Origin of the sequence: Protofrankia sp. CiP3 (genome assembly GCF_917627345.1) — a bacterium.
In the GTDB taxonomy this organism is placed as follows: domain Bacteria; phylum Actinomycetota; class Actinomycetes; order Frankiales; family Frankiaceae; genus Protofrankia.
In genome coordinates this window covers 18,878-33,983 of the sequence record NZ_CAKJTM010000004.1, presented here as the reverse complement: position 1 = coordinate 33,983, position 15,106 = coordinate 18,878, and the positions used below count along the sequence as shown (strand labels likewise).

Here is a 15,106-nt window from a genome sequence, read left to right as displayed (position 1 = left end):
ATCGGACACGCCCTACGGGCGTCGGCGGTGCAGCGGCAGGATCCGAGCGTTCGTGCCCACGGCCAGCCGCGGGGTGGAAGCGGCCTCCCGCAGCCGGTTGGTCAGCTCGGCCAGCGGCATGGCCGCGCCGATGTGCAGCCCCTGGGCGAAGTCGCAGTGCAATGCCGTCAGCGCTTCCATCAGCTCGGCAGTCTCCACCCCTTCCGCGACCACCCGCAGGTTGTGGGTGTGCGCCAGGTGGATGGTGGCTGCGACGATCGCCGCGTCGCCTTGCTCGACCAGTAGTTTTCGGACGAAGGTCTGGTCGATCTTGACCTCGTCGAGCACCCGTTCCTGCAACAGGGTCAGGGAGGAGAAGCCGGTACCGAAGTCGTCAACAGCGATCCGGACACCGATCTCCCGGAGGCCGCCAAGAAGCCGATGGGCTGTCGTCTTGTCCGCCATCATCGCGGTTTCGGTGATTTCCAGTGTGAGCGAAGAGGCCGGCACGCTGTACTTCACCAGCAGTTTTGCCACTTCGCCGGGAAGGTCGGTGTTCAGGAGATTGCGGGCGGAGAGGTTGACCGACACCGTGATGTCGAAGCCGCTGGCGCGCCAGCCGGCGCAGGCGATCAGAGCCTGCTCCAGGATCACCCTGGTGAAGTCCTGTACCAGCCCGGACTGTTCGACCGCGGGAACGAACCTCTCGGGGGAGAGCATCCCCCGCTCGGGGTGGTCCCAACGGACGAGTGCCTCGACACCACTGATCTGACCGGTTTGCAGCTTGATCTGGGGCTGGTAGTTGAGCACGAGCTCGTTTTCGCTGATCGCGGATTTCAGCTCCGCCACGAGCGCGAGGCGTTCGAGTGAGGCATCGTGGCTGTCGGCTGTGAATCTCCGCCATCGAGGGTGGGAGCATTTCGCCTGGTACATGGCTATGTCGGCGTGTTGTAACAGCTCTTCGCTGGTCGTGCCGTCGTCCGGGCAGCAGGCGACGCCGAGCGACGCCTCCACGGCCAGCGGTATGTCGTCCAGGACGACGTCGCGGCACAGCACATCGGCGAGTTCCGCCGCGACCGTCTCGACCTGTGCCGGACTTTCGACGCCGGTGATGAGAACCGCGAACTCGTCCCCACCGAGCCGCGTGACCACATCGCTGTCCCGGCTGCCCCGGCGCAGCCGTTCGGCGATGGCTTGCAGGACGCGGTCACCTGCGCTGTGCCCAAGGGTGTCATTTATGATCTTGAAGCGATCGAGGTCGATCATGATAAGGCCGACGCAGCCGCCGGTCACGGATTGTCGTTCGAGTTCAGCGGTGGTTCTTGCCATTAACAGACGCCGGTTGCCGAGTCCGGTCAGCCAGTCGTGGTTGGCGTCGTGCGCCTGTTCCTGTGCCTGTCGGCGCGCGTGGGCATTGAGCCGGGTGTGGGCGAGAGCGTGGGAGACGGTGTGGGTGAACGCGACAAGTATTTGATCTTCGCGTTCGTGCCAGGCCACCGGTTGGCGGAAGGACAACGTGAGAACACCGATCCACAGCTTGCCCGCCATCAGCGGGGCGGCAATCTCCTGGACCTGGCGTACCGCTCGCGGGCGGTATCGGGGCGGCGCCGGCTCATGGCTCGCAACCGGTGCGCTTTCCGGAGCCGGAGGCAGGTCGGTCATCTCGCTGGGGGCGTCCAGGGGCGCCGATGGGGTGGGCCAGAGCAGCAGCGCGGTGTCGTCCGCCTGGAACAGCGTCGCGGCCCGGCGCCGGGCGATTCCGACGATGGCCGGTTCGTCCCCGTCCGCGAGTTCCCGGGACACGAAATTGATCTCTTTCCAGCGGTTGCTCTCCGCCAGTGACCGCAGTTTGAACTGATAGGCGATGGTGAGACCGGCCGCCGCGAGCGGAACCGCGCACAACGTGATCGCTTTCCAATACGTGGTCGTGACCACCAGTAGGCCGAAAGCGGCGGTCATGCCTGCCGCGCCGAGCCATGGGACGTGGCGGAGGTACTCGGTGGGCGCTCGAGCTGACCAACGGGCGGTGGCGGCGGTCTGGATCCACATCGAGACCGTGTAGAGCGCCGTGGCGACAGCCGCCGCCGCGAACGCCCGTGGGGCGGGGAACATCACCAGCGGGCTGCGGCTGCCCATGAACACGGCCGCCGTCAGGATGGCGAGGATGGTGCCCGTGGTCACGATGGCGCTGCGTAACAACGTCTGGCGAGGTCCGCGCCGAACGACGAGACGCGGTGCCAGCATTCCCGTGACGGCGAGCACGATAACCCACGCGCCCGGTATCAGGGTGAACGCGTCCCAGCGGGGCCTGTCGTCCCATGCGGCCAGGATTCCCCCACCCACCGCGACCAGCAGGGATGTGAGAGAGAACGCGCCGCGTAGCGTCGTGAGCGTGCGAGAAGGGAAGAGCGCGGCGCTACCTTGGGTAGCATCAGAAGGGGAGGCCGTCGGCCGCTGCCCGGTTGGCGGCTTGGTGGACATGTAGCCGGCCCCCGTCTCGACCTTGTGGGCAACGCGCCGATGCCCACAAGCAGCCTTCTTGTAGGCTCATACGTTCAGTCCAAGATCCACTTGGTCGGAACGGTCGGTGCGGCCCGCCAGCCGGAGTTCCGCAAAGCTTCCGGACGCCTGAAAAGAACCATGATCGTGCGTCCTTCAGTTGCTGGATGATCTTCAGCCGTCGGCGGGGATCCGACTCCGTCAGTTTGCCACGTGTGTCGGTCGAGTCCGTACGGACCGGAATGGTTGACAGAAGTGTCGTCCATCAGGGCACAGGTCACACCGGAGCCATTGCCGAATGCGGCGCACGGGTCACCGGCTTCTGGCGGCTGTCCGCCGAGGCCAGCCGCGCCCGGACACCATGGTCTGATGGCATGCGCCAAGGATCATGCATGGATGCGGCGCCGGATCCCGTGAACGCGGGCACGCAAGGCCCACGCGGCCGTTTTTCGACCTGGTAGGCCATGCCGCATGGGCTCCTTGTGGCCGTCGGCGACGCGACAATGATCACTATCGCGTCGCCCTTGGTCACATGGGAGCCCGGGATCCGGAGACCCGCAACCATGCTGGTGTTACTTACCGCCGACCGGTGTCCTCGTCCTCGTCGGCGTAGTCGTACTCGTAGGAATCATCCGAGTACGGATCGTCCGCGATGTCTTCTCGCGCGCTACCGGCACCTAGGTCGGCTTTCAGCCGATCCAGATCCATGTTGGGCGAGTTGTACTTGAGCTCGCGGGCGACTTTCGTCTGCTTGGCCTTTGCTCGGCCGCGCCCCATGGCTCGACCCCCTCGAACATGACGACGGGGACCCGCCCCGGTGCTCTCATTATCTCGTGCCTCCCGAGACTACAGGGATCGCGGGCTCCTGGGCACGCCAACCCGACAGTTCTCAGGCCGCGAGGCGATTGCGATGAGCGGCATGTGATGTGTGTCACAGGTCGAAATCTGAAATTGCTTGCCTGGAGTCATGGTACGAGGATCGTGCGTAGTTGTCCGATCTCGGCCATCCGGCGTTCGGCGAGCTGGGTGGCGGCGACGGTGGAGGTGACCGCGGTCTGCTCGGCGTGGGCGAGAACGTCCAGCGTCGAGGCGAAGATACGGCTGACCCTGGCCTGTGCCCGTTCGTGCGAGTAACCCTCGAACTCGTCCGCGGCCTGGATGAGGCCGCCCGCGTTGACCACGAAGTCGGGCGCGTAGAGCACGCCCGCGGCGGCCAGTAGCTGATCCACTCCGGCTTCGGCGAGCTGGTTGTTAGCTCCGCCACACACGACGCGCGCACGCAGGGCGCCCACCACCTCCGCGGTGAGTGCCCCGCCCAGCGCGCAGGGCGAGTACACGTCGACGTCGGCGCTGACCAGCGCATCGGGATCGGCCCGGAGCTCGACCTCGGGATGCTCCGCGCGGACGCGATCAAGGGCGGCCTGGCTGACGTCCGCGGCGACCACCGCGGCGCCGTCGGAGAGCAGCCGGCGTACCAGGCGCCGGCCGACCTTCCCGAGCCCGGCGACGGCGACCCGGCGGCCGGCGAGCGAAGGCGTGCCCCACACGTGCTCGGCGCACGCACGCATCCCTTCGAACACGCCGTAGGCGGTCAGGATGCCGGAGTCGCCGGAGCCGCCGTGCAGCGGCGACCGGCCGGTGACCCAGCGGGACTCACGGGCGATGACATCCATGTCCTCGACGTAGGTGCCGACGTCACAAGCGGTGATATAGCGACCCCCGAGCGAACTGACGAAGCGCCCGTACGCGCGCAGCAGCCGCTCCGACTTGTCTCGGCGCGGGTCACCGATGATCACTGCTTTGCCGCCGCCGAGGTCGAGGCCGGCGCAGGCGGCCTTGTAGGCCATGGCCCTGGACAGGGCGAGGGCGTCAAGCAGGGCCGCGTCCTCGTCGGCGTAGGGATGGAACCTGGTCCCGCCGAGAGCCGGGCCGAGGGCCGTGGAATAGATCGCGATGATCGCACGCAGCCCGCTGGCGGGGTCCACGCAGAACGTCACCTGTTCATGCTGTGAGCCGGCGGTGAAGACGGACCGCACCGGTGGGGCTCCCTTCGTCGGAGAAGGTTGGCTGGCAAGCGCACATAAGTGGTCGGCGCTGGGAGTCCTTCGGGGGCTGCCGGCGCCGACCACTAAGAGCGCCCGAGGATAGGACTGTCCGGCTCGCGGCTCCCCGCATCCCGCCCGGCCGCGTTGTCGTCGGTCGGCGCCCAGCACCAGGGCGCCTTCCTCCTCCGCCTTGCCGGACCGGGCACGGATGAGCCGCTCGCTGATCGAACGCCCTATCCTCGGGCGCTCTAAGGGGCGTGGCTCGTGTCCGCAACCTATCCAGCCATGCCCGGACACGAGAGCAAAAGGTCGACGGGCGGTCGGCCGTGCGCCGGCGGCGGGCTCCGCTGCGCCCTGCGGTGCCCCGCTGAGGCCGTGGCGTGCCAGGATCTGTCTGTGGCTCCCGTGGTCAGTCCAGCGGCTTATCTGCGGGTGTACGAACCGCTGGCGGCATTTCCGCCGGCTGAGCGACTTCGTTGGGAGCGCTACGCGGCCAAGGGCCGGCTTCCCAGCCGCCGTGCCGGTGCTCGCCAGGAGCGGGTTATCGCCCTGGTCGCTACGATCCGGCCGTCGTTGGACGTCGCGGACGAGTCCGCCTTCATCCAGATGGCCGACGGCCTGATGTTCGTCTGTCCCTGGTACACCCAGCTGCGGGTGTGGCAGGCGGCGATGGAGTTCCGCGGTGGCTTGCCGGATCGGGTGGCGGAGGCCTTCATCCCGCGGCGGCTCGCGGACCCCGCCGAGATCGAGCTTGATCGTTGGCGTGCCCGCCGCCCGGATCTCAAGGTCTACGTCCAGACGTGCACCTGGATGGTGCCACCACCGTGGTTCGTCCTGTTCGCTCCGGCGGAGCGCATGTTGGTCACCGGCGACAGCGCCAACCGGTCGCTGTCGTACCGGACGTCGATGAGCCTTGCCCGGCGGCGGGTCGGACTGGCGCTGGAGGCGTTGGAGGTGCTGCGCAGGGTCGCTCCGGACTCGCCGGGCGTCGATGGTCTGGCTGAGATCAGAGGGTGGCTGGAGGACTTTCATCCGCACAGCTGGATCGAACTCGACTACGGCGGGCTCGTGGATCTGCTCGACGATGACGCCCTGCGTAACGACACGTCGGTCGAAGACCTCGACGAGGCCCTCGACGCGTTACGCCGAGGGCGAACAGATGTGGCGGTTGCGGCCTATGAGCGAGTCTTGAACCGGTGGAGACCGGTTCAAGCAAGGGAGTCTGCAAGCTGACGGCTTGCAACCGATAACTGAGCGTGGCTGCTCGCTTCGGACGTCGTGTGACTAGTCAGCAGATGGTCCTGACGTGCCATGTCCGAAATGCCCCCGAAGGATGCACGATCTGTATGGGACGGAGCAACGCTCTGTGACGGGAGGCCAACACAATGACGACGAGAACACCGGACGCTGAGCCGCTGCTGACGCCCGCCGAAGTGGCAACCATGTTTCGAGTTGACCCGAAGACCGTGACCCGGTGGGCCAAAGCGGGCAAGCTCACTTCGATACGCACCCTTGGCGGTCACCGCCGTTACCGGGAGGCGGAGGTCCGCGCGCTCCTCAAGGGAATCCCATCCGTGGGAAGCGAGGTATAGCTCCACGCCGGTGCGATCGGATGCATCGGGTCCTCCTTTTTTTGTCGCCATGGTCCATAAGTTCCGGTTACGGGGGGTTGCCAGTTGCTTGGGAGCCTCCGTTGCTTGAGGTGCGATCAGGCTAGATCCAAGGGGGATGTCGGTACGGCGGTTGTCCCAAGCGTGGGCGGCAGTTGTTTCTCTGATGTGTCAAGGCCGCTGACGGTGGGACGCTTCGGTACGTCCGGGCGTCTTTAGGATCTTCGGCTGGAAGGCGAGGCGGTCTGCCAGTCGAAGATCTACACCATCGCGGGCCCGCGGGGCATGTTCTCGTTTTGGAGATCAGGACTCCTTGGAGCGCCCGGCAACAGGGGTGTGGATCAAAGAGCGGGACTGGGGTGTGCATCGCGCGGCTATGGATGGGATGCGGCGAGATGCATGCCGCAGCCCCGAGTGCTCGCGCCCCGGGTGCCCGCGCTCCGAGTCCCCGTGCCGGGGCCGCACAACCGCGTTGTCGGCGTTACGCGGGGTCGCGGGGTCGCGGGGTCGCGAGGAGATTTTTATGCCGAAGGCCGCGGCATGTCAGTACGAAACGTACGTGCGTTGAGCCTGTTTTGAATCTTCTGTCCAGGCGGTCTACGCCCAGCCGGTCGCTGGCTTCGTTGCCGGCCGAACCGATGGGGCTCATCCGCTGTCGGTTCGGCCTTGCCAGGAAGCACCTGGCCGCGGCTCGCCGTCTGAGCCCAGGATTCAAAACAGGCTCTTTCGCGCGCGCCGATCGCGGTTGACGCGGACGGGCGTTGCCTGATGACTATTGGCGACTGCTGAGCGCATGGGGTTTTGAGCGGTCGAGCAGCCGAGAATAGTACCGCGCGCTTCGCGATCCCCCGGGCACCGACCATCGCTTTGCGGCTCCCCGCGACACCACCCGATCACGCTTCGCCGCGTTGTTCCGGCGACGTCGCGGGATCCTGCTTGTTGTCATCGGCCGGTTCCCAAGGCAGCGCCGCATTCCTGCGCTGCCTTGTCGGGTCCGGCCCGGATGAGCCGCCCACTGATCGAGTTTTCTGGCCGCCAGCACGGTTGTGATCATTTTGTTTTTGGCGGACGAGCTTGAGATCCGCGACGAGCTTGTGGTAGCAATAACGCTCATTCCGCCATGCGATTATATTCACAGTTTTCAGGAGCCTGGTTTTTTTGTTGAATGTATATCTTTCGTCTTTGGTATCAAAACCGGACAATACGGCATCGGCGACTCGAATCGATGAGCGACTGGTCGGGTGCGCACGCGGGTCGTGGCGGCTTTCCGGTACGCTCCCGCGGCCTGTCAGGTCACGGCTTTTGGTGGGAAAAATATGATCTTACTAGGGCGTCGGGACGCGATATCCCTGCTGGTTGCCGGGATGCTCGCGCTCGCCGGGGCTGCTTGTGGCACGGGGGCGGTGGCGAATGGTGCGGCTACGGACGCGACACATGAGGCCGGCGGTAAGATCAGGACCGGTGTCGGCGTTTCGGATGATGTGATCACGCTCGGTGTGCTCACCGACCTGTCGGGAGTATTCAAAGGGCTTGCGAAGGATCTGACCGATGCGCAGCGACTTTACTGGGACCGGCGGAACTCCACCGGCGGTGTGTGCGACCGATACAGCGTCGTGCTCGACATCCGAGATCATGGATACGATACCGGCCGTGCGGTGGAGCTCTATGGCCAGTTGAAAGGAAAGGTTCTTGCGATTGAGCAGCTGCTTGGTTCGCCTATGGCGGTAAAGATCGGGCCGCTGATCGAGTCCGACAAGATTATAACAATGGCTGAGACGTGGGCGCCAGCTCTCACGGACAACAGGTATTATTCGCTTATCGGCGCGACTTATGACATACAAATAATTAATGGGATCGATTATCTGATCGGGCAGCAGAAGATCAAATCTGGCGGCACGATCGGTCACATTTATCACGACAACGAGTTGGGCAGGAGCGCGCTGCTGGGTTCGGCCTACATGGCCAAACAGCATCAGCTCGGCCTGGTCGAGGAGAAGATCGATCCGAACAGGACCGACATGACCGCGGTGGTGACCGAGCTCGCGGCCAGGAAGGTCAGCGCGATCCTGTTCACTGGCACACCGGCACAGACCGCGTCGGTAGCGAGTGCCGCAAGCCTCCTGGGACTGGACGTCCCGATTCTCGCCAGCAATGTGGGTTTTGTCCCCAGTCTGCTGACGGGGCCTGCTGGCTCCGCGTTGCGGAAGAATCTCTATCTGGCGATGCCGTCCGTCGGTTTTTCGGAGTCGAACGCGAGGGAGCTGCGGGAGGCTTTCGTCGCCACCCACGATCAGCAGTCGCCCACCATCGGCGCGGTGGACGGCTGGTCCGAGGCCATGGTGATGGATCAGCTCCTGGAGAAGGCTTGTAGCAACGGCGACCTGACCCGGGAGGGCCTGCTCGCCGCGAAGAGCAGCATGGCCCGAGTCGAGACCGGTGGTCTTGTCCCACCGTTGGACTATTCGCAGCTCGGCGTCTCGCCGACGAAGGCGAGTTACGTTGGACGGGCCGCGGACGTGCCCGGGGGCATCACGATAGTGAACGGTCCGACAGAAAGTGCTGATGTCGCGCGTTACAGCCGACCGAAGTAGCCCCTGGTGGCATCCGAACGTTTCGCTGGACGTTCGGATGCCACCAGGCGATACGGACTTCTGCCGGTCGTCACCGACTATCATTGATGGTCGGCGCAACTTCATCGATGGAATACTTTCCAACCGGCTTGGCATAAACACCGGCAAAGTTATGACGATTCCGCTGATGGCTGGCAACGGGCGTTGGATGATGTTTGTCCAGCTGATCGATGACGGTCGGTTGGTTGACGTTCCGACCGGTGGATGATTCGGCCGGCAGACCGGTCGCCATAAGCGCGCAAGGTGCGCCTTGCGCGGGCCGGTCGCCGGCCGCTTGTATTAATCGTATTAAGCGTGGTCACGGATCTCGGTTCGGCCCGCCGCGCGGGCGCAGTGCGCACAACAGTAGAACTGTCCGTCTGTCTGGGCGCCATGCCCGGAGATCTTTACCCCGCAGTGATCGCAGATCGGTGCCATCGCGTGGATCGCGCATTCGAAGCTGTCGAACGTGTGCACCGCACCCTGGACGTGTACCTCGAAGCTCATCTCGTAGTCATTGCCGCAAACCTCGCAATTGCTCATGCTGGCCTCCAGATGTCGTGCTCTCGCCGTTTCCATCCCCGCTGTTGGGCGGGTTCATAGGGAGCGTGCTGTACCAGCGGCCAGATCGCAGAACGTGTCCTCGCCGAGACCGCTTTCGTTGCAAAAGAGGAAATCCTCGGCAGGCGTTCAACATCGGTACAGCGGCCCGGCGGGCCGGGCCGAGAATTGCCAGTCGGGTGTGTTCGCGCTCTACGTCTCGGCGAACGGACGCGCCCTTGTCGACTACGCCTGGTACCGCCACGTCACGATCGTGATCATTCTTTCGGGGCTGGCACCAATGCGCGGACGGTGGCGGGATGCGATCGTCGGTTGGTGCCGTCCACCGTGCTGATCGTCGATGATCATGCGGACTTCCGTGCGGTCGCGCGGGTGCTTGTCACCCGCGGCGGCTACCGGGTCGTCGGGGAGGCCGCCACCGGGGGTGAGGCGTTGGCGGCGGCGGCGCGGCTACGTCCACAGGTCGTGTTGCTCGACGTGGGGCTGCCTGACATCGATGGGTTCACGGTCAGCCGTGAGCTTGTCCGGCTCGACGGGACAGTCAAGATCGTGTTGTGCTCGGTGCGTGGGCGGGGGGATTACGGCCCCCAGGTCGATACCTGCGGAGCGGGTGGCTTCCTGACAAAGTCGCGGCTGTCGGCGGAGTCCTTCACCCGCATTGTCGCCGGCTGCTGACCGTGGCACCTGGCTGCTGACCGTGGCACCTGGCTGCTGACCGCGGTCGCGGTCAGCAGCTCACCGTGTTGCCGATGTCGCTCATCGCTGGGCTCGCAGGTAGGTCAGGACGGCGAGGACCCGCCGGTGATTGTCGGGTTCGGGTGGCAGGTCCAGGCGGGTGAAGATGCTACGGATGTGCGCCTCGACGGTCTTGTGGGTGATGAACATTCGTTCGCTGATGGCTTGGTTGGAGCGGCCTTCGGCCATCAATGTCAGGACCTCGCGTTCGCGTTCGCTCAGGGTGGCGAGCGGGTCGGTCCGCCGCCGGTTGCGCAGCATCAGCGCGACGACGTCCGGGTCGAGCGCGCAGCCCCCGGCGGCGACCCGCCGCAGCGCCTCCACGAAGCTCACCGGGCCGGTCACCCGTTCTTTGAGCAGGTAGCCCACGCCGCGGGCGCTACCGCCGAACAGGGCCGGCAGGTGGTGGGACTCCAGATACTGGGAGAGCAGCAGGACACCGACCTGTGGATGGTCCCGGCGCAGCGCGACTGCGGCGTCCAGGCCTTCGGTGCGGTGGTCCGGCGGCATGCGGATGTCGACCACGGCGAGGTCGGGGCGGGCCGTGGCGACCGCGTCTACCAGGCTGGTCGGATCGCCGACCTGCGCCACGACCTCGAAACCGCTGCGCCGTAGCAGGCCGGCGATCGCCTCCCGGATGAGCACGGCGTCGTCGGCCAGCACCACCCGAATCGCGCCGGGCGGCCGGGACGGTGCGCCGGCGGTTCGTACGGCGGGCAGGCTTGTCATGGGGTTTGCCGACGGGTCGGCCATCGGGCTTGTCATCGCCGGCCGGGCGCGGGAATGACGGCGGTGATCGATGTGCCCTCGCCGGGAGCGCTGCGTACTGTCAGCTGGCCGTTCAGCGCGGTGATCCGGTCCCGCAGGCCGCGCAGGCCGGTTCCGCCGGCGAGGTCGGCTCCGCCGAGCCCGTTGTCGACGATGCCGACCCGCAGCTGGTCGTCTTCGTGCTCGATCGTCACGCGGATCTGTTCGGCGCCCGCGTGTTTGAAGGCGTTGGTCAATGCCTCGGCGACGACGAAGTAGCCGGTCGCCTCGACCGCCGCGTCCAGCCGGGGCAGGTCGGTGGGCGCGGCGTCGACGTCGACCGGCGCCGGGGCCCGCGCCGCGAGCTCCGCCACGGCGGGTAACAGTCCGGCGTCGGTGAGGATGGCTGGGTGGATGCCGCGGGCCAGTTCGCGTAGCTCGGCCATGGCGGCGTCGAGTCCGGCCGTGCCGCTGGCCAGCAGCCCGGCGGCGTCGGGGTCGATCTTCCCGTCGAGGTGCCGCTGGAGCAGCCGTAACGTCAGGGTGGCCGCGACCAGCCGTTGCTGCGCCCCGTCGTGCAGGTCCCGTTCGAGCCGGCGCCGTTCGGTGTCGGCGGCGGCGACGATGCGCAGCCGGGAGGCCCGCACCTCGGCGAGCTGGGCACGCACCTCGGCGGCGAGCCGCTGGTTGTCCAGCGCCAGCCCGGCCGCGGCCGTCACCGCGTCCAGGATGTGCGGGTCTTCCCGTAGCGCCGGGTCGTGGACCAGGGCCGCGACCCGGCGCCCGTCGCGTTCCACCAGCCTGACGTCGCGCGCTTGGTCGGGGCCGGGGAGTGCCACCACGGCGCCGTCCGCGTCGACGAACTCGTCGGCGTCCGCATGCCAGTAGGCGACCTGCAGGGAGGGGTCGCCCAGCGCCCGCGCCAACGCCCCGCGCAGCTCGGCGGCCGGCCGCGGTTCGGTCAGCCCGGCCAGCAGGTCCCCGACCGCGGTCCGGCCGAGGCGCACACGCAGCACACCGGCCAGGAAACCCAGCGGCAGCAGGCAGAACACGGCCATGTACACCCACAGCAACACCTGCCGTACCGGATGTGGCAGATCGAGGACTCCGTCAAGGACCGTCACACCGCCGCCGACCAGGCCGGTCACGAACACCGGCGCGAGGACCCGGCGCAGCGGCGGTCCGGCCGTCATCCATCGGCGTACGAGCACGGCCGTCACCGCCAGGGCCACGGCCGCGCCGGTGACCTCCTCTGCCTGTTGCAGCGCGTCGGACCATGCCCGGTTGTCCGTCACCATCAGCAGGTTCGACCGGACGCCGTACCGGGCCGGCGGAGCGTAGAACAACGTCCGGACCAGCGGCAGCCCGAACACGACGGCGTAACCAGCGCCAGCGAGCGCACGTTCGCCCCGGGACGCCAGGGCGCCTGTCGGGAACGCCAGCACGAGGTGCGCGGCGAAGCCGCTCGACGCCATGGTGAGCAGGAAACCGGCGGAATACACCCAGCTGGTGCGTGACAGCTGCATGTCCTCGGCGAACAGCCCGATCCCGACTGCGACCATCAGGCTTCCCACCCGGTTGGCGGGCCGGCGATAGTGCGCCAGTACCCCCGTGCCGACGAACTCCATCCCGCCGACACAGCCCACCACCGTGGTGGCCAGCGGGTGGGTGCCGTCCCGCAGCTTGAACATCAGCACGGCCACCCCGAGCACGACCCCGCACGCGGCCAGGACATACACCCACGTCCCGTCGGTGTGGTGACTGCCCGCACGCGCGTGTGAAGGCCGGCCGACGACGGTGCTCGCCGTCCCCTCGACGCTCACACGGTGATCGTTTCAGTGCACTGTGCGCCCGTCAACGACGATGACGGCCCTGCGGCAGGTCAAGAAGCCGACAGCCCGCGCGCGGGCGAGGACACGCGGCGACCGCGTCATGCCCGGACGCTACCAGGGCAGACTTGCGCCCTGGTAGAAGACGCCGCCGGTGGGGCCGGAGGGAGGGAGCGCGGTGAGCCACAGGAGTTCTGAAGCAGCTTCGACGGGGCTGCGGTCGGCGTGGGCGGGGCCGATACGAGTCTGGACACGACCCGGCGACGCGGCGTTGATGAGGATGCCGGTGCCGGCGAGTTCGTCGGCGAGGATGCGGGTCAGTGCGTTGATGCCGGTCTTGGAGATGCGGTAGGCGGGGCTGCCGGCTTTCATCTCGGACAGAATTGCCATATGGGTGGTGAGGTTGAGAATGCGGCCGTAGCCGGCCGCGCGCATATGGGGGATGACGGCGGCGCACATCCGCCAGGTCCCGATGAGGTTGGTCTCGATGGTGCGGTGGGCGGTGTCGAGGTCGGGCTGGGCGGCGGGCATGCGGGCGTCGATGGCGATGGCGGCGTTGTTGACCAGAACATCAATCCGGCTGTGTTGGATGATCGAGTCGGCGACAAGGCCGTCGATGGAGTCCTGGTCGGTGAGGTCGAGGGTTGCGGGGCGGACATCGGCACCTTCGGCACGCAGCTTGGCTGCGGTCTCGCAGGCGGGTTGTTCGGTCCGAGCGGTGGCGATCACGAGGGTGCCGGCGGCGGCGAGTTGGCGGGCAAGTTCGTAGCCGATGCCGCGGTTGGCACCGGTGACGATCGCGACGCGGGTGGGGGTCACGCGGCAGCGGCCAGCCGGGTGTCGAGAATACGGATGCGGGGGTCAGCCCGGTGGGGCGCGAGCCGGGACCGCAGTTCCCCGATGCGGTAGCCGTTGCGCGCGGAAGGAGCTTCTTCCAGGTGCGGCAGTGCCTGATGAGCGAGCGCGTGGGCGTGGTCGAGATCGCCGAGGTCGACCTGGACGGCTGCGTGGCGGATCAGGTAGGTGGCGCGGTCGCGAACGCGGGAGATGCCGCTGGTGGGGTCGAGGGCAGCGGCGAAGTACCGATCCGCGGGGACGGGTGTGCCGAGCTCGACGAAGGTCATGGCGACCTGGGCGCAGTATTCGGCGTGGTCGAAGTAGCGCACCCAGGCCGGGTCGTCGTCGCGCTCCCCTTTGCCGAGGTGGGTTTCCGCGTCAGAGAGCGCACGGGTGCAGTCCCGGCGGTCGCCGAGCGCGGCGTGAGCGCGGGCCTTGCGGACAGCGAGCATGGCGCGGGTGCGGGGGGTGCTGCCTTTGCCAGCGGACAGGGCGGCGTCGGCGACGGTCAGGGCGTCGGTGCGTTGGTCGAAGTCGAGTAGCTGCAAAGTCATGTTCTTGAGCACGTTCGCGCCGAGGGCAGGGATGCCGGCGCTGTGCGCGGCGTGGAGGGCGGCGACCCAGTAGCGTTGCGCGGCGGCGTGGTAGCCCGCGTCGCAGGAGGCCCAGCCGGCGAGCCGGGCAAGCTCGCTCGCGGCGGCCGAGAGCCGGCGGCCCTGGATGTCGGTGTAGGTGGCCCGGTCGAGCAGGTCGGTGGCGAGGCCAAGTTCGGCGTCGATGATGCGGCGGACCGTGGCGCCGCCGAGCTGGTCTTCCATTGACCGCAGTATGGGGAGTCGCGATTCAATCTGTGTCAGGGTCTCGTCGCTGAGGCGGCGGCCGATCACCTGTTCAGCAACTGGCCGTGGCAGGAGCGTTGGCCAGGTCCCGGCGAGGGCTGCGAGGGCCGGGCCGGTCAGTTTGAGGAACCCGCGACGGTCCATCAGTGCGTCTCCCACGACGTCGGTCAACGCACGCACGGTACCCATGGGTGTCCAGGGGAAATCAACCCGGACGGCGTCGCCGGTGGGTAGCCATCGCGGCCAGGGCTGGGCATCGACGTGGTCGGCTGGCACGTCCAGGGCACGGGCGAGGGCCAGTTGGGTGACGCGGTCGGGTGTCACGTCCCACTTCTCCCATCGCCACGCCTTCTCACGCCGGTTCGCCATGTTGCCGGTGCCCAGCAGCCGGGAGTGGTGGGCGATCTCATCGACGAGCCGTTGTAGCGACCAGCCGCGGGCATGGCGCACATAAGCCAGCGGGTGAGCGAAGACCGGAGCGGCGCGGTACTCGGACAGACTCTCCACGCGACCTCCGCCTTTCTGGGTAAAGCGACCATAGCATCCTGACCTGCGGTCCCGTGGCGTGTTGGCGTTCTTTTGCTCGCGGTGGAGCCGGAGACAACAGCCGGACGACGGGCCGGAGTAGCGCGGTCCCACCAATACTTACGGACGTCTCCTTTGGGGAGACCGGATCGGGTGGATGCCGTATCCGCTACAGACAAGCAACAGGGGAACCTGTGACGGCGGAGAGATTCGGAGCGCGGTCATGCCGGTAATTGCGGCGATAGCCATTCCCGTGGTTGCGCAATGCGTGCTGCTGTGGGCCCTGATGGC

General features: G+C 67.1%; 14 protein-coding genes. 4 read left to right on the top strand and 10 right to left on the bottom strand.

The genetic code is table 11. From position 1 onward, the window contains the following. Positions 1-12: 12 nt before the first annotated feature. From MJ797_RS02395 to MJ797_RS02385, 3 genes are all read right to left on the bottom strand, one after another. Entirely contained in the window at positions 13-2,460 is a 2,448-nt protein-coding gene (locus tag MJ797_RS02395) for a bifunctional diguanylate cyclase/phosphodiesterase (protein ID WP_239331379.1), read from the bottom strand. A 594-nt stretch (positions 2,461-3,054) separates the two neighbouring features. Next, positions 3,055-3,255, bottom strand: coding sequence for a DUF3073 domain-containing protein (locus MJ797_RS02390; RefSeq protein WP_239308768.1), 201 nt, complete (start codon positions 3,253-3,255; stop codon positions 3,055-3,057). Positions 3,256-3,443: 188 nt separating this feature from the next. Continuing rightward, complete coding sequence (locus MJ797_RS02385; RefSeq protein WP_239331378.1) at positions 3,444-4,514, bottom strand: Glu/Leu/Phe/Val dehydrogenase dimerization domain-containing protein; 1,071 nt, start codon at positions 4,512-4,514, stop codon at positions 3,444-3,446. Positions 4,515-4,919: 405 nt separating this feature from the next. On the opposite strand from MJ797_RS02385, the gene MJ797_RS02380 reads away from it, so the two are divergent. Both MJ797_RS02380 and bldC read left to right on the top strand, forming a co-directional pair. Next, a complete protein-coding gene (locus MJ797_RS02380; RefSeq protein ID WP_239331377.1) occupies positions 4,920-5,756 on the top strand; it encodes a hypothetical protein in 837 nt (278 codons plus the stop codon). 152 nt (positions 5,757-5,908) lie between these two features. Then, on the top strand, positions 5,909-6,115 hold the full coding sequence (gene bldC / locus MJ797_RS02375) for a developmental transcriptional regulator BldC (protein WP_013871846.1): 207 nt from the start codon (positions 5,909-5,911) through the stop codon (positions 6,113-6,115). A 911-nt stretch (positions 6,116-7,026) separates the two neighbouring features. On the opposite strand, the gene MJ797_RS02370 is transcribed toward bldC, so the two are convergent. Further along, positions 7,027-7,335, bottom strand: coding sequence for a hypothetical protein (locus MJ797_RS02370; protein ID WP_239331376.1), 309 nt, complete (start codon positions 7,333-7,335; stop codon positions 7,027-7,029). Between the two features lie 114 nt (positions 7,336-7,449). Between MJ797_RS02370 and MJ797_RS02365 the strand changes: the two genes are divergently transcribed. Then, positions 7,450-8,724 (top strand): ABC transporter substrate-binding protein, encoded by a 1,275-nt coding sequence (locus MJ797_RS02365; RefSeq protein WP_239331375.1) that lies wholly within the window; start codon positions 7,450-7,452, stop codon positions 8,722-8,724. Positions 8,725-8,794: 70 nt separating this feature from the next. Here the strand turns inward: MJ797_RS02365 and MJ797_RS02360 are convergent, their stop codons facing one another. Then, positions 8,795-8,995: a hypothetical protein gene (locus tag MJ797_RS02360; RefSeq protein ID WP_239331374.1), complete on the bottom strand. Its 201-nt coding sequence runs from the start codon at positions 8,993-8,995 to the stop codon at positions 8,795-8,797. Between the two features lie 56 nt (positions 8,996-9,051). Continuing rightward, on the bottom strand, positions 9,052-9,285 hold the full coding sequence (locus tag MJ797_RS02355; protein WP_239308773.1) for a hypothetical protein: 234 nt from the start codon (positions 9,283-9,285) through the stop codon (positions 9,052-9,054). 333 nt (positions 9,286-9,618) lie between these two features. Between MJ797_RS02355 and MJ797_RS02345 the strand changes: the two genes are divergently transcribed. Beyond that, a complete protein-coding gene (locus tag MJ797_RS02345; protein ID WP_239331373.1) occupies positions 9,619-9,978 on the top strand; it encodes a response regulator transcription factor in 360 nt (119 codons plus the stop codon). Between the two features lie 81 nt (positions 9,979-10,059). On the opposite strand, the gene MJ797_RS02340 is transcribed toward MJ797_RS02345, so the two are convergent. From MJ797_RS02340 to MJ797_RS02325, 4 genes are all read right to left on the bottom strand, one after another. After that, complete coding sequence (locus tag MJ797_RS02340) at positions 10,060-10,791, bottom strand: response regulator transcription factor (protein ID WP_374581242.1); 732 nt, start codon at positions 10,789-10,791, stop codon at positions 10,060-10,062. 8 nt (positions 10,792-10,799) lie between these two features. Continuing rightward, positions 10,800-12,608, bottom strand: coding sequence for a sensor histidine kinase (locus MJ797_RS02335; RefSeq protein ID WP_239331371.1), 1,809 nt, complete (start codon positions 12,606-12,608; stop codon positions 10,800-10,802). A gap of 120 nt (positions 12,609-12,728) precedes the next feature. Further along, on the bottom strand, positions 12,729-13,433 hold the full coding sequence (locus tag MJ797_RS02330; protein WP_239331369.1) for an SDR family NAD(P)-dependent oxidoreductase: 705 nt from the start codon (positions 13,431-13,433) through the stop codon (positions 12,729-12,731). After that, a complete protein-coding gene (locus tag MJ797_RS02325) occupies positions 13,430-14,797 on the bottom strand; it encodes a transcriptional regulator (RefSeq protein ID WP_239331367.1) in 1,368 nt (455 codons plus the stop codon). The genes MJ797_RS02330 and MJ797_RS02325 overlap by 4 nt, the downstream gene beginning before the upstream one ends. Positions 14,798-15,106: the final 309 nt, after the last annotated feature.

Coding starts and splice junctions, on each gene's coding strand:
- MJ797_RS02395 (WP_239331379.1), bottom strand. CDS start 2,460: ATGTCCACCAAGCCGCCAACCGGGCAGCGGCCGACGGCCTCCCCTTCT.
- MJ797_RS02390 (WP_239308768.1), bottom strand. CDS start 3,255: ATGGGGCGCGGCCGAGCAAAGGCCAAGCAGACGAAAGTCGCCCGCGAG.
- bldC (WP_013871846.1), top strand. CDS start 5,909: ATGACGACGAGAACACCGGACGCTGAGCCGCTGCTGACGCCCGCCGAA.
- MJ797_RS02365 (WP_239331375.1), top strand. CDS start 7,450: ATGATCTTACTAGGGCGTCGGGACGCGATATCCCTGCTGGTTGCCGGG.
- MJ797_RS02360 (WP_239331374.1), bottom strand. CDS start 8,995: ATGGCGACCGGTCTGCCGGCCGAATCATCCACCGGTCGGAACGTCAAC.
- MJ797_RS02355 (WP_239308773.1), bottom strand. CDS start 9,285: ATGAGCAATTGCGAGGTTTGCGGCAATGACTACGAGATGAGCTTCGAG.
- MJ797_RS02340 (WP_374581242.1), bottom strand. CDS start 10,791: ATGGCCGACCCGTCGGCAAACCCCATGACAAGCCTGCCCGCCGTACGA.